Consider the following 17,993-nt stretch of genomic DNA (forward strand, 5'->3'; position numbering starts at 1 on the left):
GACGACATCCGTTCGGGTTGCTGAGCGTGACGCGGGGCGTGCGCGGGTAGGCTGAGGAGTCATGAACGACGCCCCGATCGGAATCTTCGACTCCGGTGTCGGCGGACTCACGGTGGCCAGGGCCATCAGAGCCCAGCTGCCGCGGGAATCGTTCGTCTACATCGGCGACACGGCGCATTCGCCGTACGGTCCGAAGCCGATCGCCGATGTGCGCCGCTACAGCCTCGAGGTCCTGGACACGCTGGTCGACCAGGGCGTCAAGATGCTCGTGATCGCCTGCAACACGGCATCCGCCGCCATGCTGCGCGATGCCAGGGAGCGCTATGACGTCCCGGTCGTCGAGGTCATCGGCCCTGCCGTGCGCCGCGCCGTCTCGACGACCCGCAACGGACGGGTCGGTGTGATCGGCACCGTCGGGACGATCGGGTCGCGCGCCTATCAGGACATGCTCGAGGTGAATGAGCGGCTCGAGGTCTTCACGGCCGCCTGCCCTCGCTTCGTCGAGTTCGTCGAGGGAGGCATCACGGGCACACCGGAGGTCCTCGCCACGGCCGAGGAGTACCTGGCACCGCTGCGCGACGCCGATGTCGACACCCTCGTGCTCGGCTGCACGCATTACCCGTTCCTGCGCGGCGCCATCAGCTACGTCATGGGCGAGGGCGTCACCCTCGTCTCCAGCGACGACGAGACCGCGGGCGACGTTTACCGCCAGCTCGTGCGCGGCGACCTGCTCGCCTCGCCGGACGCCACCGCGTCGTACGTCTACGAGGCGACCGGCGACTCCACGATCGAGTTCACGGCGCTCGCCAACCGTCTGATGGGCCGCGAGGTGCGCGACGTCCAGCTCGTGCAGACCGGTGTCATCACGCTTCCTGAACCGGCCCCCGGTTCCTGATCCCTCCCGCAGCATCCGCGTCACCCACCCCCACCCGAAAGAAGCCCATGACCAGCATCGTCCGTGCCGACGGCCGCTCCACCGACCAGCTCCGCGAGATCACCATCGAACGAGGCTGGAGCAGCCATGCCGAGGGATCGGCGCTGATCAGCTTCGGCGGCACCAAGGTGCTGTGCACCGCTTCGTTCACCAACGGCGTGCCGCGCTGGCTGACCGGCAAGGGCAAGGGATGGGTGACCGCCGAGTACTCGATGCTGCCCAGGGCGACGAACAGCCGCAACGACCGCGAGAGCGTGAAGGGTCGCATCGGCGGACGCACGCATGAGATCTCCCGTCTGATCGGTCGCGCACTGCGCGCTGTCGTCGACACCAAGGCCCTGGGCGAGAACACGATCGTGATCGACTGCGATGTTCTGCAGGCCGACGGCGGCACCCGCACTGCCGCGATCACCGGTGCCTACGTCGCGCTGGCGGACGCGATCGAGTGGGGCCGCGAGAAGAAGTTCATCGGCAAGAACGCAACGCCGCTGCTCGATTCGGTCGCCGCGGTCTCGGTCGGCATCATCGACGGCGAACCCATGCTCGATCTCGCATATGTCGAGGACGTCCGGGCGGAGACCGACATGAACGTCGTCGTCACCGGCCGCGGCCTGTTCGTCGAGGTACAGGGCACGGCTGAGGGTGCACCGTTCGACAAGCGCGAACTCGATGCGCTGCTCGACCTGGGAGTCGCCGGCTGCGCCGACCTCAAGGATCAGCAGCTGAAGGCTCTCGCAGGCTGATGAAGGTCGTCCTCGCCACGCACAATCCGCACAAGGTCGCGGAGTTCCAGCAGATCGTCGCGGCGACGCGTCCCGATCTCGAGGTCGTGGGCTATGACGGCCCTGAGCCGGTCGAAGACGGGATCACCTTCGCTGAGAACGCGCTGATCAAGGCGCGGGCAGCGTCGGCGCACACGGGTCTCGCAGCGCTCGCCGACGACTCCGGCATCTGCGTCGATGTGCTCGGCGGGTCGCCCGGCGTCTTCTCCGCCTACTGGGCCGGGCAGAAGAAGGATGCCGCCGCGAACCTCGAGCTGCTGCTCGACCAGCTGCGCGACATCGCGGATCCGCACCGCAGCGCGCATTTCATCTCAACCATCGCGATCGTGACCCCGGAGGGTGCCGAGCACGTGGTCGTGGGGGACTGGCCAGGACGCCTGGCGACCGAGCCGTCGGGAGTCGGCGGCTTCGGCTATGACCCGATCTTCATCCCCGACGGTCAGCCCGCCGGAGTCGAGCGCACCGTGGGGGAGTTCACCGCTGAAGAGAAGCAGGCGCAGTCGCACCGCGCCCGTGCCTTCGAGAAGCTGGCACCGCTGCTCGCGACACTCTGAGGGGTCGTTCTCTTAACCACTACGCTTGACGTACTTCATTCGTAGTGGTTACTCTGGGTGACATGATAGAACTCACCTATTACATCGGCGTGACCCTCGACGGGTTCATCGCGGGACCCGCCGACGAGGTCGACTTCTATCCGGTGACTCCCGCATTCGCCGAGATGATGGGCACCGAGCTGGCCGACATCCAGCCGGCGTTCGTCCGTGCGGATCGCGGAGGAGCCGACGAGCCGCTCACCCGTTTCGACACGGTGCTGATGGGGCGCCGCACGTATGAGCCGGCGTTGCAGATGGGCATCACCGACCCGTACTCGCAGTTGCGGACGGTGGTGTTCAGCACCACACAGGAGGATCCGGGGGAGCCGAACGTCGAGATCGTGCGGACGGACCCGGTCGCTCGGGTGAGAGAGCTCAAGGCCGAGCCCGGCCTCGGCATCTACCTCGCGGGTGGGGCGGTGCTCGCCGGTGTCCTCCTCGACGAAATCGACCGACTGATCGTCAAGAAGTACCCGGTCATCGCCGGGTCCGGCATCCCGATGGTCAGCCACTCGTTCGCTCCGACGCAGTTCAGCCTGGAGCAGGTGCGGTCGTTCGACAACGGCTGCGTCGTGCTCGAATACTCCCGCCTGCGCTGAGCCGAGGCTACTGAGAATCATCACCATTCCCGACTGGGCGGATACCGGCCGGCGACCGGGGAGGCCGGTCTAGCCTGGAGACATGCACGATCACGCGCCCGCCGCCGGCGGCATCCGCTCAGCCGGCCATCGTCGACTTCTGGCGATCTCGCTGACCCTCACCGCGACCGTCATGGTGGTGCAGATCGTCGGAGCGGCGCTCACCGGATCGCTGGCGCTGCTGGCCGATGCCGCGCACATGTTCACCGATGCCTCGGCCCTCGTGATCGCGCTGATCGCCGCGGCGGTCGCGGCGCGACCTGCGGACGACCGTCGTACATTCGGATACCAGCGTGCCGAGGTGTTCGGAGCGCTGATCAATGCGATCATCCTGATCCTGCTCGCCGGCTGGGTCGCGATCGAGGCGATCGGCCGCCTGCTGAACCCGGGCGAGACCGAGGTCGTCGGCGGGCTGATGCTCGTCGTCGCGATCGTCGGCCTCATCGCCAACGCGATCTCGATGTGGCTTCTGAGCCGTGCGCAGCGCACCAGCATCAACGTGCGAGGCGCCTACCTCGAGGTCATGGGCGATCTGATCGGCTCGGCGATGGTGATCATCGCGGCGATCGTGATCGTGACGACCGGGTGGATGCCGGCGGACGCGATCGCGTCCATGCTCATCGCCGTGCTCATCATCCCGCGAGCGATCGCGCTGCTGCGGGAGGTGTTCTCGGTGCTCTCCGAGTCGGCGCCGAAGGGGACGGCGGTGAGCGACATCCGCCAGCACCTCCTCGACTACGACGGGGTCATCGGCGTCCATGACGTGCACGTCTGGCAGCTCACGCGCGGTGCACCGGTGTTCAGCGCGCACGTCAGTGTGGATCCGGCCCTGCTCGCCGACGGTCGATCGGCGACGCTTCTCAACGACCTGCAGTCCTGCCTCGCCGATCACTTCGACGTCGCGCACTCGACGTTCCAGATCGAGCCGGCCGAGCAGTCCGACTGCGAACCGCACCACGCCTGAGGTCTCAGCTCTCGACGACGACCTCGTCGGGTGCCTTGTCGGGCCGCAGACCCCGCCACCGGGAATGACGCAGGATGCCGTCGGGCGTCCAGTTCGCGAACTCGACCTCGCCCACCAGCTCCGGCTCGACCCACAATGCGTCGGAGGCATCCGGAGCAGGGACATCCGCGAGGGGCGCCTTCTCGATGCGCAGCGGCGCGAGGCGGGACAGCAGGTCGCGGAGCATCCGGTCGGTGAAGCCCGTGCCGACGCGGCCGACGTAGCGCAGCCGGCCCGAGTCCGGCACCGCGAGCAGCAGCGAGCCGAACGTGCCCTCGCGATCTCCCTTCCCGGGACGGATGCCGACGATCACCACTTCCTGCATCCGGGTGTGCTTGAGCTTGAGCCAGGCGGGAGACCGCTGACCCGGGCGATACCGGGAACCCGGATCCTTGACGACGACGCCCTCGAGGCCGAACTCGTCACTCGTCGCGAGCGCCGCGTCGACGTCGTCGAACACCGGAGGCACCTGCACCGGGGCGTCGAGCTCGGAGATCACCTCGTCGAGCAGGGTGCGACGCTGCGAGAGCGGCATCGTCGTGAGGTCGTGGCCGTCGAGCCGCAGCAGGTCGAAGACCATGTAGATGATGGGCGTCCGCACGACCTCGCGCTCGATCTCGCGGGGGCGCTCGAGGTGCATGCGGTTCTGCAGTCTCGAGAAGCTCGGTCTGCCCTGCGCGTCGAAGGCGACGATCTCGCCATCGAGGATCGCATCGGAGACGGGGAGGAAGGGCGCCCCGTCGGCGGTGAGCTCGGGGTACCGGGCGGTGATGTCCGTGCCGCTGCGGGCATGCAGGAGCATCCGTCCGTCCGACCAGGTGCCGATCGCCCTGATGCCGTCCCACTTCACCTCGACCCACGAAGGAGTGCTCAGGCCGCGCGCGATCGCCGGGGTCCCGTTCTCGGCGAGCATCGGAGAGAGGGATGCGGCGGTGACGGATGCGGGCGAGGCGGTGCCACCTGCACCGCGGGCATGGCGGCGCGCAGGCTTGCCCCGTTCGCGCGGCTCTTCGGTCTGTGCCGTCGTCTGAACCTCGGCGGTGCCGCGACCGGTGCTGAGCGATTCCGCGGGTGCGATGCGGAGCGGCGCGATCGGATCGACGCCGGATTCCGCGCGCTCCAGCACGGTGGAGAAGTCGAGTTGAGCCAGGTCGGGGTCATCGAGCTCCTCCCACGTGCGGGGTGCCGCGACCCAGGGCTGCGCGCGGCCGCGCAGGGAGTACGGCGAGATCGTCGTCTTCTTGCCGTTGTTCTGGCTCCAGTCGAGGAAGACCTTGCCGCCGCGAGCGGCCTTCGCCATGGTGCTGGTCGCCAGGTCAGGGTGGTCGGTCTCGATGAGCCGGGCGATCTCCTTCACCACGGCCGAGATCTCAGCGCTCGTCTGCTGACCGGGAAGAGCCGCGTACAGGTGGATGCCCTTGCTGCCGCTCGTGACCGGCACAGGGTCGAGGCCGATGTCGGTGAGCAGGCCCCGAGCGATGCGGGCGACCTCCGCGCACTGGGCGAGTCCCACCCCGGGGCCGGGGTCGAGGTCGAGCACGAGACGATCCGGCTTGCCGGGAAGGCCGTCGGGTGCAAAGCGCCACTGCGGCACGTGGAGCTCGATCGCCGCGACCTGCGCGAGCCAGACGAGAGTGGGCACGTCCTCGACGAGCGGATACTCCTTGGGACCGTCGGAATGCTGGATCGGCTGCCGCGGGATCCAGTCCGGCGCTCCCGGTTCGAGCTGTTTCGTGAAGAACGCGTCGGCGGGAGCATCCGCTGTCCCCACTCCCTCGACCCAGCGTTTGCGGGTGACGGGGCGCCCGTCGAGCAGGGGAAGCAGATGCGGCGCGATCGCCGTGTAGTAGGCGATGATCTCGCCCTTGGTGGTGCCGGTCTCGGGATAGACCACCTTGTCGAGGTTCGTGATGCGCAGCCGGCGGCCGTCGATCTGCACGTTCTGCGCCTCCGGAACCATGACGCCCAGCGTAGTCAAGGACTGGCCGTGAACCGGGCGGCTGGTGTTCACTGGGGGCATGAGAACGATCTGGAAGGGCGCGCTGACCTTCGGGCTGGTGAACGTCCCGGTCAAGGTGTATTCCGCGACGGAGGACCACGACGTCCCGCTGCACCAGGTGCACGAGAAGGACGGCGGGCGCATCCGGTATCAGCGCACCTGCGAGGTGTGCGGCGAGACCGTGGCGTATGCCGACATCGACCGCGCGTACGTCGACGAAGGTCAGACGGTCGTGCTCACGAAGGACGACCTCGCGGCGCTCCCGTCGGAGAAGAGCCGCGAGATCGACGTGGTCGAGTTCGTGCCCTCCGACCAGGTCGACCTGCTGACGCTCGACAAGCCGTACTACCTCGAGCCCGACTCGAAGTCGCCGAAGGCGTACGTGCTGCTGCGCAAGACGCTCGAGCAGACCGACCGCACGGCGATCGTCCGGTTCACGCTGCGCCAGAAGACGCGGCTCGCGGCGCTGCGGGTGCGCGGCAAGGTGCTCGTGCTGCAGACGCTGCTCTGGGCCGACGAGGTGCGCGAGGCGGCGTTCCCGTCGCTGGATGAGGACGTGCGGATCTCGAAGAAGGAACTCGACCTGTCGGCATCCCTCGTCGACAGCTATTCGGCCGACTTCGACCCCGAGTCGTTCGTCGACGAGTACCAGAAGGAGCTGCGCACGCTGATCGACGCCAAGATCGACGCCGGCGACACCTTCGACGTCTCCGAGACGTTCGGCGAAGGCGAGGGCGACGCGAAGAGCGGCGAGGTCATCGACCTGATGGAGGCGCTGCGCGCCAGCGTCGCGCGCACGAAGGCCGCGCGGTCGGAGTCGTCGGACGAGAAGAAGACCACGAAGAAGGCTCCGAGCAAGAAGAAGGCCGGCTGAGGTCAGCCGGCCCTGCTCTGAGCGTGCGCGGCGGTCAGTGCTTGCCGTCGCCGTCGAGGTCGGGGGCGCGGTCGAACACCTCGGCGTCGAGCGTGAGCTCCTGCGCCTCGATCGCGTCGGTCTCGCCCTCACCGGCCGCGGCGGCCTTCTTCGCCTTGTGGCGCTCGGAGAGGTAGTGCCAGAGCGTGACGAGCGCGGTGCCGCCGACGGCGGCGAGCAGGATCAGGTCGATGTAGCTCTCGACGAACTCGGCCACCGGGGGGATGAAGCCGATGGCGTAGCCGAACATCGTGAGGCCGAAGCCCCAGAGGATCGCGCCGATCAGGTTGTACAGCGTGTAGCGGCGCCACGGCATGTGACCGACGCCGGCGGCGACCGGGGCGAAGGTGCGGACGATCGGCACGAAGCGGGCGAGGATGACGGTGATGCCGCCGAAGCGCTCGAAGAAGGCGTTCGTGCGCTCGACGTTCTTCTTGCTGAAGAGACCCGACTCCTTGCGCTCGAAGACCGCCGGGCCGCCCTTGTGGCCGATCAGATAGCCGACTTCACCGCCGACGAACGCGGAGAGTCCGATGAGCAGGGCGACGATCCAGACGTTGAGGCCGAAGACACCGTGCTCGGAGCCGGCGATCGGGTGCGACAGAAGTCCGGAGATCACCAGCAGTGTGTCGCCGGGGAGCAGGAAGCCGACGAGGAGTCCGGTCTCGGCGAAGACGATGAAGCACACCACGAGCAGCGCCCACGGGCCGGCCGATCCGATGATGGTGGCGGGGTCGAGCCAGGGGATGAGGGCGGCGTGATGCATGGAGTTCCCGTCGTAGTGCGCAGTGCGGCGGTCAAGTCGTCGGCCGCACGGCATGCGACTGATCGGTGCGGAAGGTGGGACTTGAACCCACACGCCCTAGGGCACAGGAACCTAAATCCTGCGTGTCTGCCAATTTCACCACTCCCGCGCGGTGAAAAACAGTCTACTGATCGGGGGATCGTGCATTGCTGGGGATCCGCCCGCAGCAGCGGTTCGGGGCTGTGGATAACTCCGACGGCGACGGCGGCATTCTTGCGAGGATGCTCGGGTGATCCCTCCTTCCATCGTTGTCGCCGAGCGCGTGCGGCAGCGACTCCGAGGGGAGGGGATGGATCCGACCCTGGATGCGGAGGGCGCGCGAGCCGTCGCGGTGGGGGAGGTGCGGCGGTTCAATGACGTCGCTCTCGCGCGCGGCGAGGCGATGATCGATGATGAGCCGGGGTGCGTGCGCGATGTGCTGGCGGCGGTGACGGGTTTCGGCGCGCTGCAGCCGTTGCTCGACGACCCGGAGGTCGAGGAGATCTGGCTCAACGGTCCGGCCAGCATCCATGTCGCGCGGGCCGGGGTGTCGGAACGGATCGGTCTGCAGCTGAGCGAGTCGATGCTGCGCGACCTCGTCGAGCGGATGCTGCAGTCGACGGGTCGCCGTGTCGACATCGGTCAGCCCTTCGTCGATGCGTCGCTTCCGGACGGTTCGCGGCTGCACGTGGCGATCGCGGACGTCGTGCGCGGCTCGTGGTCGGTCAACATCCGCAAGTTCCTGCCCCGGTATCGGTCGCTCGATGCGCTGGTGGGCCAGGGAGCGCTCAGTCCTGACCTTGCGGCGATGCTGCGGCGCGCGATGGAGGACGGCCGGAGCGTCATCGTCTCCGGCGCGACGCATGCGGGCAAGACCACGTTGCTCGGAGCACTGCTCGACTCGTGTTCCGAGCGTCAGCGCATCGTGACGGTCGAGGAGACCTTCGAGATCGCCGTCGAGGGTCCAGACGTCGTCTCCCTGCAGGGACGACAGGCGAGTCTCGAGGGTACCGGCGAGATCACGCTGCGGCGACTCGTCAAGGAGGCGCTCAGGATGCGTCCGGACCGGATCGTCGTGGGGGAGGTGCGCGACGCAGAGGCACTCGACCTCGTCCTGGCACTGAACACCGGAGTACCCGGGGCGGCGACCGTGCATGCCAACTCCGCAGTGGAGGCGCTCGACAAGCTCACGCTGCTCCCGCTGCTCGCCGGACGCAACATCGATCGCTCCTTCATCGTGCCTGCTCTCGCGGCTTCCATCGACCTGGTGGTGCACTGCGTCCGCGACGACGACGGCGTGCGGCGGGTCCACGAGGTCATCGCGCCGACAGGCGAGATCGATGCCGGGCAGATCGTGACCCGATCCGTGTACGAGCACAGGGTGGCGGCGACCCCCGGTCGGCGCGGCGACCTCCGGCGGATCGGGACGTCGCGATGACCGCTCTGCTGGGTGCGACGTTGGCTGCGGGGCTGCTCTTGTGCGCAGCGCCGTGGCTGTGGCCGCCGCGAGCCGAGGGGGAGGCCACCCGGCGAGCAGGGCTCCTCTCACGGATGCTGGCCGAGGCGGGACTCGCGGCTGTACGGCCGCGCGTGCTGGTCGTGGTCATGGCTGCGCTCGCGCTCGCCGCGGCATCCGTCGTCTGGCTCGCCTCCGCGATACCGGCGCTGGCCGTTCTGGCGGCCATGGCGGCGGCCGCTTCGCCCATCGTGTTTCTCCGCTCGCGGCGCGTACGTCTGCGCCGGCTGCGTCGGCAGCTCTGGCCCGACATCTGCGATCTGCTGATCGCGTCGATCCGGGTCGGACTCTCCCTTCCGGATGCGGTCGCCGGTCTCTCTGAATCCGCGCCGTCGATGATGCGGCCGGCGTTCGCGGTTTTCGCCCAGGACCTGCGTGTGACGGGCCGCTTCGAAGCGAGCCTCGACCGGCTCAAGCGCTCGCTCGCCGATCCCATAGCCGACCGCATCATCGAGACCCTGCGCATGGCTCGCCAGGTCGGCGGCACCGAACTCAGCGGAGTCCTGCGAGCGCTGTCGGTCTCGGTACGCGCGGATGCCGCGTTGCGTGGTGAGGTGGAAGCCAGACAGTCGTGGATTCGCGGGGCGGCCGTGCTCGGGTCGATCGCACCGTGGGCGATCCTCGGGCTGCTCGTGCTCCGTCCGGAGGGGGCGGTGGCGTACGGGACACCGGAGGGCGTGTTGGTGATCTGCGCGGGGGCCGGGGTCTCCCTGGTCGCCTATCGGATCATGATCCGCATCGGGCGGCTGCCCGAGCCCGGGCGGTGGTTCGGATGAACTCTGCCTCCGCAGTCGCCTTCGCGGTGCTCACCGGGGGGACGATGGGCGGCGGGCTGATCTTGTTGCTCGCTGCGCTTCCTCGATGGTCGGCCGTTCCGCTGGCACGCAGGATCGCCCCGTATCTGCGCGACGTCGTGGCGGAGGAGGATCTGCCTGCGGGCGCGCGCCCACGCCAGGGGATTCTGCCGGCGGGTGATCATCGGCTGTGGACGAGAGCTCAAGGGCTGTTCGGGCGAGCTCTCGGCGGAAGCGACGCTCTACGTCTCCGACTCGCCCAGTCCGGGTCGGCCATCGAGCAGAGCGCGTTCCGCGGTCGCCAGCTCGGATGGGTGCTCGCCGGGATCGCGGCGGGCGCCCTCGTCCTGATCGCAGCTGCCGTCTGGGGCCGCATGAGTCCACCGATCGCTCTCGCGCCGGCTCTCCTGGGCGCGGCCGCCGGCGTCGGGTACGACATGCTGCTCACCGCACTTGTGCGGTCTCGACGTCGACGACTCACCGACGAGCTTCCGACCACCCTCGAGTTCCTCGCCCTGTGCTTGTCTGCGGGGGAGGGATTCCTCGATTCGCTCCGACGTGTCGCTGCTGTCGGATCCGGCGAGATGACCTCCGAGTTCCGCCGAGTCGTTCTCGCGGCGGGTACCGGCTCGTCGCTCGCCGATGCGCTCGCCGAGATGTCCCGCCGCCTCGAGCTCCCTGGACTCACCCGAGCCATCGACCAGGTGATCGCGGCGCTGGAGCACGGAGCGCCGCTCGCCTCGGTCCTTCACGCCCAGGCAGGCGACGCCCGAGAAGACGCGAAGCGCGTCCTGATCGAGCAGGCTGGCCGGAAGGAGATCCTGATGCTCCTCCCGCTCGTGTTCCTGATCCTGCCGCTGTCCGTGCTCTTCGCGATCTACCCCGGGCTCTTCATTCTTCGACTCGGCATCGGCTGAGCGCCCACCGAAAGGACGACCGACATGAACACGACTCGAGAGCTCTGCGGAGACCTCCCGGTCCCGGAACCCGACTCGATGCTGCGCGACGAGCGAGGAGACGTACCTGGCTGGGTGCTGGTGACACTCATGACGGCCGGACTCGTGGTGCTCATCTGGGCTGTTGCAGGGCCGGCGCTGAGCACGCTGTTCGAGCAGGCCATCCAGCGCGTGTCCGGTCTCTGACCGGCCCGGACAATGGCCGTCATCCCACGTCGCGGCATCTCGGATGACCGAGGATCGAGCCCCGTCGAGTTCGTCATGGTCGGCACTCTGCTGACGCTCTTGACCCTGGGCGTCCTGCAGCTCGCGCTCGCCGTGTATGTGCGTAACGTCGTGCATGACGCCGCTGTAGAGGGGGCGTACCACGCGGCGCTCGCAGACACCGAGCTCGCCGAGGGGGCCGTCGTCACGCGACGGAGCATCACGCGCGCGGTGGGCGAGGCGTACGCGCAGGATGTGGTCGTCGGACGCGCGACGACGCTCGGACGACCGATGATCGAGGTGCGCGTGCGCACGACGCTGCCGGTCATCGGACTCCTCGGCATCCCCTTCGCGCTCGAGGTCGAGGCGCATGCGCCGGAGGAGTCCTTCGATGACGGATGACGACGGCTCGGCTGCCCTCGAATTCATCACGGTCGGGGTCATCCTGCTCGTGCCGCTCGTGTACCTCATCATCGCGCTCGGAACGATCCAGGAGCAGACCCTCGGCGTCGACGCTGCTGCCCGTCACGTCGCACGGGCGCTGGCCACGGCGCCGGACGCGAAGGTGGCCGCAGCCCAGGGTGATCGAGTGCTCGCGGACATCGCCGAGCAGTACGGCCTCGACGCCGACGTGACCGAGGTGTCGATGTCGTGCGCGCCCGTCGGGGTCGAATGCCCCTCAGCAGGTGCGGTGGTCACCATCACGGTCACCACCAGGGTCACGCTGCCGCTGATCCCGGCCCTGTTCGGAGGGGACGACGCCGCATCGGTCGGGGTCGAGGGGACCGCCGTCCAGAAGATCTCGCGCCTGTGGGGCACAGGATGACGCCTCCTGACGAGGACGGGAGCGTGATCCTGCTCACCCTGGGGTACGCGCTGCTCGCCATCGCGCTGATCCTCGTGAGCGTGTGCGCCACGGACCTCTACATCGCGCAGAAACGCCTGGATGCGCTCGCCGACGCGGCCGCGCTCGCCGGAGCCGACGGATTCACGGTCGTGGTCGAGGGGAACGCAGTGCGCGCCGACCTCACGGATGACGCCGTGCGCACGGAGGCGGAGGCGCTGCTGCGTCAGCTGCCCGGCGACGCGGTACTGGTCTCCGCGGAATCACCGGACGGGTCGTCGGCACGGGTGCGGCTCTCGGCCGACTGGCATCCGCCCCTCGTCTCCCTGTTCGTGCCTGAAGGAGTGCGACTCGACGCGACGGGCACGAGCCGCACCGCGTTGCACTGACATTCGTGCGATGACGCCTCTCAGACCGTAAGGCGATCCCGCAGCCGCCGGACCCGCCCCTCGAACCCCGTGGGCACCTGCGCCGGGAGGGCGTCGATGGGCCACCATCGCACATCCTCCGACTCCGCACTCACCACGAGTGCGGCATCCTCGTCGGCCACGACCGCCATTCCGATGTCGAGGTGTGAGGCGCAGCGACCGAAGGACGAAGACAGCGCATGATGATCGAGGTCGTACACGAGCGGTTCGGTGAGAGCAGGCACCACCACGCCGGTCTCCTCCCGCAGCTCGCGCAGAGCCGCATCCGCGATCGACGCATCGCCGGGCTCGAGATGCCCACCTGGTTGCACCCAGAACCGCCCCTTGCCGTGGAAGACGAGGAGCGTGCGGGTGAGCGACCGGTCGAACACGAGCGCCGACGCCGTCGCATGGTGCGGGCCGTCGTCGCGGGAGACCGGGCCGAGATCGTCGGCGAAGAAAGTCGAGAAGTCAGCACGGGCCGCGCGCTCACGCTCGGTGGTCACGGCGGCGCCGACGACGAGTCGGCGCACGTCCGCGCCGAGCGAGGTCACGAGGAATCCTTCGTGGTGCGCGGCACGAACCGGGGGATCCAGCGGATGAACCCGAGGGCGCCCACCAGGCCGACCACGCCCATCGTGGCCGCCGCGACCGGAAGGGAGGCGATCGCGATGATGCCGGAGACCAGCAGAGGAGCGACCGCGCCGCCGGCATCCGTCAGCGTGCGCCAGGAGCCGAGGAACGCCGCCGGCTCGCTCTTCGGGGCGACGTCGGCGCCGAGAGTGAGCAGGATGCCGCTCGACAACCCATTGCCGACGCCGAGCACCGCCGCGAACATGCCGAACCACAGCACGGCCGCATCGAGATCATGGGTGAACGACAGGGCGAGGAATCCCGCGCCCATCAGCACCATCGCGGGCATCGCCGCCCACAGCCTGCCGAAGCGGTCCATCACCTGGCCGCTCGCGTAGAACAGGGCGAAGTCGATCGCACCCGAGATGCCGACGACGAGGGCGATCGTGGAGGCATCCAGGCCCAGCGACAGGCCCCACAGCGGAAGCACGACCTGACGCGCGGACCGGACGGCCGACAGCGATGCTGCCGCGAGCCCGAGGCGGCCGAGCACACTGCGCTGCTGCCACATCGTGCGGAAGATGCCGGTGCGCTCGACCGTCGGGATCGACCCGGTCACGACCTCACCCGAGTCGTCGGAGAGAGAGGCAGTGCGCACCGCGGTGGTCGGCGGGATCGTCTTCTCGGGATCCGGGCCGAGCAGCACCAGCAGCACCATCACGACGAGGCAGCCGAGGAAGAACCAGATCGCGGCGGACTCCGACCCGAACAGCTGCAGAAGTCCGGCCGCCACGAACGGGCCGATGAAGATGCCGAGACGGAAGCTGCCGCCGAGCAGCGAGAGCGCTCTGGCACGGAACGCGATCGGCACCCGAGTGGTCATGAAGGCGTGGCGCGCGAGCCCGAAGGCGGCCGCGCAGAAGCCCAGCAGGAAGACCGACGCAGCGAGCACGGCCAACGACGGGGCGAGCACCATCCCGACGCCGGCAGCGATCGCGATCACGCCGGCGATCACCATCGTGACCCGCTCGCCGATGCGGGCTACCGCCCAGCCCGCCGGCAGGTTGCCGCACAGCTGACCGACGACCAGTGCGGAGGCCACGAGCGCCGCGAATGCGACATCCGCGCCCATCGCCGACGCGATCACCGGGATCAGCGGGATGACGGCGCCCTCGCCGAGGGAGAAGAGGACCGTGGGGAGATACACCATCGGTCCGAATCGCCTCAGGACCGTGGATGCGCTGCTCACTCGTTTCACGCTACTCCCGTTCCCGGGCCGTCGCCGTCCGCGCAGGCGGCACGGTACGCTGGAGCCGACATGCTCGAACTCGATCTCTCCGCCGACATCCAGGCCCTGCGACTCACCTACGGTGACATCCGCGAGGTGCTCGATGTCGAGACCATCCGCTCCGACATCGCCCGCCTCAGCGAGGAAGCCGGCGCGCCGGACCTCTGGGACGACCCCGAACGCGCCCAGAAGGTGACCAGCGCGCTGAGCCACCGGCAGTCGGCGCTCGCCCGGGTCGAGGGGATCGGTCGTCGGCTCGACGACCTCGAGGTGCTCGTCGACCTCGCGAACGAGATGGGTGACGAGGACTCCGCCGTCGAGGCCCGCGCCGAGCTCAACGCGCTCACCGAGATCATCAACCAGCTCGAAGTGCAGACGCTGATGGACGGCGAGTACGACGAGCGGTCCGCGATCATCACCATCCGCTCCGGTGCCGGCGGCGACGACGCCACCGACTTCGCCGAGATGCTGATGCGCATGTACCTGCGCTGGGCCGAGCGTCACAAGTACCCCGTGAAGGTGCTCGACACCTCCTACGCCGAGGGTGCGGGCATCAAGTCCGCGACCTTCGAGATCGACGCCCCCTATGCCTTCGGCACCGTGTCGGTCGAGGCCGGCACGCACCGTCTGGCCAGGATCAGCCCCTTCGGCTCGGCCGACAAGCGCCAGACCTCGTTCGCCGCGGTCGAGGTCATCCCGCTCATGGAGGAGGCGACCGAGGTCGACATCCCCGAGAGCGACATCCGCGTCGACGTCTTCCGCTCGTCCGGCCCCGGTGGCCAGTCGGTCAACACCACCGACTCCGCCGTGCGCCTCACGCACCTTCCGACCGGCATCGTCGTGTCGATGCAGAACGAGAAGTCGCAGATCCAGAACCGTGCTGCCGCGATGCGCGTGCTGCAGACCCGCCTCCTGCTGCTGCAGAAGGAGGAGGAGGCTGCGAAGAAGAAGGAGCTCGCCGGGAACATCACCGCGAGCTGGGGCGACCAGATGCGCTCGTACTTCCTCTACGGCCAGCAGCTCGTCAAGGACCTGCGCACCGGACACGAGTCCGGCAACCCGGCCGCCGTGTTCGACGGCGACCTCGACGGGTTCATCTCGGCCGGCATCCGCTGGCGCAAGCGCAAGGAAGAGGACTGAGCTCAGCGCTCTGACCTCAGCGCTCTGAGCGCGTTCCGAGTTCGCGCCTCGTTCAGCTCAGCGGGCGGCGCCCTCGAGCGTGCCGGTGATCTCCTCGTAGCTCACCGCGATGCACTGGATCGCCCGGTCGTTCCACCGATTCCACGAGGCCTCGGTCGGCACGAACCAGTAGTTGTCGAGCTCGGACTCCTCGTACGGCACCCCGATGAACGTCGCAAAGCCCGCGTCGCACTTCTCCGTGGCGAGCCTCTGGAGTTCGTCGTCACCCGGGAAATCGCCGTCCGGCGCGTCGAAGATGAGGTAGACCTCGTCGGTGTGCGGCTGGTCGCAGGGCACGATCGGGAGCTCGTAGATCTCGTCATCCCACTCGATCAGCGGCAGGCAGTGCCCGACCTCGAGGTCGCCGATCGGCACCGTCTCGGTGCCTTCGGGAAGCCCGCCGTCCGCGCCCGGATCCTCGGACTCCTCGGCGGAGGCCGACGGCGACGGAGTGGGGGAGGCGAGCCCGGTCATGCCGAGCGAGAGCAGCCCGACGCCGATCGCGAGCACCGAGCCGACGACGCCGACCGCCAGACCCGTGATGCCCGGCCACTTCGTCCCCGGAAGGAAGAGCGAGACGAGCGAGGCGACGAAGCCCGCGCCCAGCAGCACCCAGCCGACGACGGAGATCACCGGGATGCACGACAGGATGACGCCGACGACGACCACCGCGAGTCCGATGATGCCGAGGATCGACGCCCGGGTCTTCGGCTGCGCGGGAGTGAACTGACCAGGGTACGCGCCGGGCTGGCCCGACCATGGATACGGGTTCTGCGCGATCGCCGACGGGGCGTCAGCACGCGGATACGGGTCGGCGCCGGCATCCGCTGCCGGGCTCGGCGCCTGCCACACGTGCGGAGCGACGAAGGGCTGCTCGACCGGCGCGGAGGCGGCTGCGCCCTGTGCTGCCGAGGCCTGCACCGGCGCGGCAGAGGCCGGCACCGGTGCAGACTCGGCCTGCGGGGCGGGAGGGGCGGACTCGACGGTGTGCTGCGTCCACCCCGAGCCGTCCCACCAGCGTTGACGGCCCGAGCCGTCGTCGTACCACCCCGCCGGGGTCGTCATCGCTCCTGCCCGCTGTTCGGGATCAGCCGGCGGACGGCGTGATCGAGATGCGCGCGACCTCTTCGAGGAGCTCGTCGGTGAAGATGATCTCGTACGACTCGCTCTGCGCGACATCGAACGTGATGGTGCCGGTGATGGTGTCGCCGGCCGCGAGCTCCTCGGCGACGATCCCGTCGACGTAGTAGTCGTAGGTGCCCTCTGCGCCCTCGGCGGTCTCGATCGAGAAGTAGAAGGGGTTCACGTAGCTCGTGCCGGAGATGCCCTCGAAGGTGACATCGAGGATGACGTAGCCGCCGTTGGTCGACTCGATGCTCGAGCCGTCGGTGGTCGCCCACTTCGCCGAGTTGATCGTGACCTCGCTCGTGCCCGAGAGCTGCTCGATCGTCACGGGAGCACCGAGCTCGCCTTCGACGACCTCAGGGGTGTCGGTGCCGTCTTCGGTGCCACTGGACGGGGAGTCCGTCGGCAGGTCGTCGACGGCGTCGGCGACGCTCGCGACCGCGAACACGATCGCGACGATGACCGCGATGATCGTGCCAACGACGGACAGGATGAGCCCGGTGATGCCCGGCCACTTCTTGCCCTTCAGGAAGAGCGAGATCAGCGACACGATGAAGCCCGCGGCGAGCAGGATCCAGCCGAACACGAAGGTGACCGGGATGCAGGCGAGCAGCGTGCCGAGGGCGGCGAGACCGAGGCCGACGATGCCGACGATCGAGATGCCGGCCGGGGCTGCGGGTGCCGCAGCGCCGTAGGCGGGCGGGTAGCCGCCGGGCGCGCCGTAGTTCTGCCCGGCGGGAGCGTACGCCGCAGCGCCGGGGTAGCTGGGAGCGGCTGCCGGATATCCGGGAGCCGTCGGGTACGCCCCGGGCTGCGCGGGCGCTGCGCCAGGGTAGGAGGGAGCGGCGCCAGGGTAGGAGGGCGCTGCGGCGGGGTAAGAGGGGGCGGCATTCGCGTAGGGCGGCACGTCGCCGTCGAGCGGCGCCGTCGGACCGGTGCCTCCCGGGGCGACGAAGTCCTGCTGCGGGGCGGACTCGACGGCGGAGTCGGCAGGCGTGGCCGCCGGGGACTCTGAGGCCGCCCACGCGGGTGCGGCGTCGGGGGCTGCGACGTCTTCGGCGGGTGTCTGCGACGCGCTCTGCCCGACCGTGTCGTCTGCGGCATCCGTCGGTGCCGGGGTGTTCCAGGACTGGCTCTCCACCGCGGCCACGGACTGGATCGAATCGGCGGTCTCAGCCTCCGCGGCCGACCCCGTCGACGTCTCGGCCGATGCCCGGTCGTGGGTGGCATCCAGATCGTCCTCGGTGGAGGATGCTTCCGCAGCAGCATCTGCGGCGGTCGCCTCGACGGCGGACTCTGCTGCCGGGGCCTCCGCGACGGGTGCGAAGTGCTCCGTCCACTGCGTGCCGTCCCACCAGCGCTGGCGCCCGGATCCGTCGTCGTACCAGCCTGCAGGCGTCGTCATGGTGTTCCCCTCGAAGTCGTGGTCCACGCAGACGGCATGGATCGGCATCTCCATGT

General features: G+C 69.0%; 20 protein-coding genes and 1 tRNA gene. 14 read left to right on the forward strand and 7 right to left on the reverse strand.

The window, feature by feature from the left end:
• Window positions 1–61 precede the first annotated feature (61 nt).
• The 5 genes from murI to BLW44_RS07010 all read left to right on the forward strand — a co-directional run bounded on the left by murI (window position 62) and on the right by BLW44_RS07010 (window position 3,911).
• Window positions 62–895 carry a glutamate racemase gene (gene murI, locus BLW44_RS06990; protein WP_060927178.1) on the forward strand — a complete coding sequence of 278 codons (834 nt, stop codon included), beginning with the start codon at window positions 62–64 and terminating at the stop codon, window positions 893–895.
• A 47-nt stretch (window positions 896–942) separates the two neighbouring features.
• Window positions 943–1,677: a ribonuclease PH gene (gene rph / locus BLW44_RS06995; protein ID WP_060927179.1), complete on the forward strand. Its 735-nt coding sequence runs from the start codon at window positions 943–945 to the stop codon at window positions 1,675–1,677.
• A complete protein-coding gene (gene rdgB / locus BLW44_RS07000) occupies window positions 1,677–2,270 on the forward strand; it encodes an RdgB/HAM1 family non-canonical purine NTP pyrophosphatase (protein WP_060927180.1) in 594 nt (197 codons plus the stop codon). Before rph ends, rdgB begins: the two co-directional genes overlap by 1 nt.
• Window positions 2,271–2,332: 62 nt before the next feature.
• A complete protein-coding gene (locus BLW44_RS07005; protein ID WP_060927181.1) occupies window positions 2,333–2,908 on the forward strand; it encodes a dihydrofolate reductase family protein in 576 nt (191 codons plus the stop codon).
• A gap of 82 nt (window positions 2,909–2,990) precedes the next feature.
• Window positions 2,991–3,911, forward strand: a complete 921-nt coding sequence (locus BLW44_RS07010) for a cation diffusion facilitator family transporter (RefSeq protein ID WP_060927182.1) — start codon at window positions 2,991–2,993, stop codon at window positions 3,909–3,911.
• 4 nt (window positions 3,912–3,915) lie between these two features.
• On the opposite strand, the gene ligD is transcribed toward BLW44_RS07010, so the two are convergent.
• On the reverse strand, window positions 3,916–5,910 hold the full coding sequence (gene ligD, locus BLW44_RS07015) for a non-homologous end-joining DNA ligase (protein WP_060927183.1): 1,995 nt from the start codon (window positions 5,908–5,910) through the stop codon (window positions 3,916–3,918).
• Window positions 5,911–5,968: 58 nt separating this feature from the next.
• Here ligD and ku point away from each other — a divergent pair, with 58 nt between their 5' ends.
• Window positions 5,969–6,823, forward strand: a complete 855-nt coding sequence (ku, locus tag BLW44_RS07020; RefSeq protein ID WP_060927184.1) for a non-homologous end joining protein Ku — start codon at window positions 5,969–5,971, stop codon at window positions 6,821–6,823.
• Between the two features lie 34 nt (window positions 6,824–6,857).
• Here ku and BLW44_RS07025 read toward each other — a convergent pair whose 3' ends face one another.
• Window positions 6,858–7,628, reverse strand: a complete 771-nt coding sequence (locus BLW44_RS07025; protein WP_060927185.1) for a DedA family protein — start codon at window positions 7,626–7,628, stop codon at window positions 6,858–6,860.
• A 66-nt stretch (window positions 7,629–7,694) separates the two neighbouring features.
• Window positions 7,695–7,776 (reverse strand) — tRNA-Leu (locus tag BLW44_RS07030).
• A 120-nt stretch (window positions 7,777–7,896) separates the two neighbouring features.
• Here BLW44_RS07030 and BLW44_RS07035 point away from each other — a divergent pair.
• The 7 genes from BLW44_RS07035 to BLW44_RS07065 are packed head-to-tail and all read left to right on the forward strand — an operon-like array spanning window position 7,897 to window position 12,349.
• On the forward strand, window positions 7,897–9,084 hold the full coding sequence (locus tag BLW44_RS07035; RefSeq protein WP_338061380.1) for a TadA family conjugal transfer-associated ATPase: 1,188 nt from the start codon (window positions 7,897–7,899) through the stop codon (window positions 9,082–9,084).
• Window positions 9,081–9,938 (forward strand): type II secretion system F family protein, encoded by an 858-nt coding sequence (locus BLW44_RS07040; protein WP_060927186.1) that lies wholly within the window; start codon window positions 9,081–9,083, stop codon window positions 9,936–9,938. The genes BLW44_RS07035 and BLW44_RS07040 overlap by 4 nt, the downstream gene beginning before the upstream one ends.
• Complete coding sequence (locus tag BLW44_RS07045; protein ID WP_060927187.1) at window positions 9,935–10,873, forward strand: type II secretion system F family protein; 939 nt, start codon at window positions 9,935–9,937, stop codon at window positions 10,871–10,873. The genes BLW44_RS07040 and BLW44_RS07045 overlap by 4 nt, the downstream gene beginning before the upstream one ends.
• A 24-nt stretch (window positions 10,874–10,897) precedes the next feature.
• Complete coding sequence (locus BLW44_RS07050; protein ID WP_060927188.1) at window positions 10,898–11,098, forward strand: hypothetical protein; 201 nt, start codon at window positions 10,898–10,900, stop codon at window positions 11,096–11,098.
• A 12-nt stretch (window positions 11,099–11,110) separates the two neighbouring features.
• Entirely contained in the window at window positions 11,111–11,518 is a 408-nt protein-coding gene (locus BLW44_RS07055; protein ID WP_060927189.1) for a TadE/TadG family type IV pilus assembly protein, read from the forward strand.
• On the forward strand, window positions 11,508–11,942 hold the full coding sequence (locus BLW44_RS07060; RefSeq protein WP_245647418.1) for a TadE family protein: 435 nt from the start codon (window positions 11,508–11,510) through the stop codon (window positions 11,940–11,942). The genes BLW44_RS07055 and BLW44_RS07060 overlap by 11 nt, the downstream gene beginning before the upstream one ends.
• Window positions 11,939–12,349, forward strand: a complete 411-nt coding sequence (locus tag BLW44_RS07065; RefSeq protein WP_060927191.1) for a hypothetical protein — start codon at window positions 11,939–11,941, stop codon at window positions 12,347–12,349. Before BLW44_RS07060 ends, BLW44_RS07065 begins: the two co-directional genes overlap by 4 nt.
• A 20-nt stretch (window positions 12,350–12,369) precedes the next feature.
• Here BLW44_RS07065 and BLW44_RS17480 read toward each other — a convergent pair whose 3' ends face one another.
• On the reverse strand, window positions 12,370–12,921 hold the full coding sequence (locus BLW44_RS17480) for an NUDIX hydrolase (RefSeq protein WP_060927192.1): 552 nt from the start codon (window positions 12,919–12,921) through the stop codon (window positions 12,370–12,372).
• Window positions 12,918–14,150 (reverse strand): MFS transporter, encoded by a 1,233-nt coding sequence (locus BLW44_RS07075; RefSeq protein WP_060927193.1) that lies wholly within the window; start codon window positions 14,148–14,150, stop codon window positions 12,918–12,920. The genes BLW44_RS17480 and BLW44_RS07075 overlap by 4 nt, the downstream gene beginning before the upstream one ends.
• A gap of 108 nt (window positions 14,151–14,258) precedes the next feature.
• Here BLW44_RS07075 and prfB point away from each other — a divergent pair, with 108 nt between their 5' ends.
• Window positions 14,259–15,368: a peptide chain release factor 2 gene (prfB, locus tag BLW44_RS07080; protein ID WP_060927194.1), complete on the forward strand. Its 1,110-nt coding sequence runs from the start codon at window positions 14,259–14,261 to the stop codon at window positions 15,366–15,368.
• Window positions 15,369–15,425: 57 nt separating this feature from the next.
• Here prfB and BLW44_RS07085 read toward each other — a convergent pair whose 3' ends face one another.
• Together BLW44_RS07085 and BLW44_RS07090 are read right to left on the reverse strand one after the other, a co-directional pair.
• Window positions 15,426–16,472, reverse strand: a complete 1,047-nt coding sequence (locus tag BLW44_RS07085; RefSeq protein WP_060927195.1) for a DUF2510 domain-containing protein — start codon at window positions 16,470–16,472, stop codon at window positions 15,426–15,428.
• A 22-nt stretch (window positions 16,473–16,494) separates the two neighbouring features.
• Window positions 16,495–17,991: a DUF2510 domain-containing protein gene (locus BLW44_RS07090; protein ID WP_060927196.1), complete on the reverse strand. Its 1,497-nt coding sequence runs from the start codon at window positions 17,989–17,991 to the stop codon at window positions 16,495–16,497.
• Window positions 17,992–17,993: the final 2 nt, after the last annotated feature.

The organism is Microbacterium hydrocarbonoxydans, from assembly GCF_900105205.1.
GTDB lineage: Bacteria > Actinomycetota > Actinomycetes > Actinomycetales > Microbacteriaceae > Microbacterium > Microbacterium hydrocarbonoxydans.

Excerpts from the sequence above, each read along its gene's own strand:
- murI (WP_060927178.1), top strand. The coding sequence starts at position 62 with ATGAACGACGCCCCGATCGGAATCTTCGACTCCGGTGTCGGCGGACTC.
- rph (WP_060927179.1), top strand. The coding sequence starts at position 943 with ATGACCAGCATCGTCCGTGCCGACGGCCGCTCCACCGACCAGCTCCGC.
- rdgB (WP_060927180.1), top strand. The coding sequence starts at position 1,677 with ATGAAGGTCGTCCTCGCCACGCACAATCCGCACAAGGTCGCGGAGTTC.
- BLW44_RS07005 (WP_060927181.1), top strand. The coding sequence starts at position 2,333 with ATGATAGAACTCACCTATTACATCGGCGTGACCCTCGACGGGTTCATC.
- BLW44_RS07010 (WP_060927182.1), top strand. The coding sequence starts at position 2,991 with ATGCACGATCACGCGCCCGCCGCCGGCGGCATCCGCTCAGCCGGCCAT.
- ligD (WP_060927183.1), bottom strand. The coding sequence starts at position 5,910 with ATGGTTCCGGAGGCGCAGAACGTGCAGATCGACGGCCGCCGGCTGCGC.
- ku (WP_060927184.1), top strand. The coding sequence starts at position 5,969 with ATGAGAACGATCTGGAAGGGCGCGCTGACCTTCGGGCTGGTGAACGTC.
- BLW44_RS07025 (WP_060927185.1), bottom strand. The coding sequence starts at position 7,628 with ATGCATCACGCCGCCCTCATCCCCTGGCTCGACCCCGCCACCATCATC.
- BLW44_RS07040 (WP_060927186.1), top strand. The coding sequence starts at position 9,081 with ATGACCGCTCTGCTGGGTGCGACGTTGGCTGCGGGGCTGCTCTTGTGC.
- BLW44_RS07045 (WP_060927187.1), top strand. The coding sequence starts at position 9,935 with ATGAACTCTGCCTCCGCAGTCGCCTTCGCGGTGCTCACCGGGGGGACG.
- BLW44_RS07050 (WP_060927188.1), top strand. The coding sequence starts at position 10,898 with ATGAACACGACTCGAGAGCTCTGCGGAGACCTCCCGGTCCCGGAACCC.
- BLW44_RS07055 (WP_060927189.1), top strand. The coding sequence starts at position 11,111 with ATGGCCGTCATCCCACGTCGCGGCATCTCGGATGACCGAGGATCGAGC.
- BLW44_RS07060 (WP_245647418.1), top strand. The coding sequence starts at position 11,508 with ATGACGGATGACGACGGCTCGGCTGCCCTCGAATTCATCACGGTCGGG.
- BLW44_RS07065 (WP_060927191.1), top strand. The coding sequence starts at position 11,939 with ATGACGCCTCCTGACGAGGACGGGAGCGTGATCCTGCTCACCCTGGGG.
- BLW44_RS07075 (WP_060927193.1), bottom strand. The coding sequence starts at position 14,150 with ATGGTGTATCTCCCCACGGTCCTCTTCTCCCTCGGCGAGGGCGCCGTC.
- prfB (WP_060927194.1), top strand. The coding sequence starts at position 14,259 with ATGCTCGAACTCGATCTCTCCGCCGACATCCAGGCCCTGCGACTCACC.
- BLW44_RS07085 (WP_060927195.1), bottom strand. The coding sequence starts at position 16,472 with ATGACGACCCCGGCGGGGTGGTACGACGACGGCTCGGGCCGTCAACGC.
- BLW44_RS07090 (WP_060927196.1), bottom strand. The coding sequence starts at position 17,991 with ATGGAGATGCCGATCCATGCCGTCTGCGTGGACCACGACTTCGAGGGG.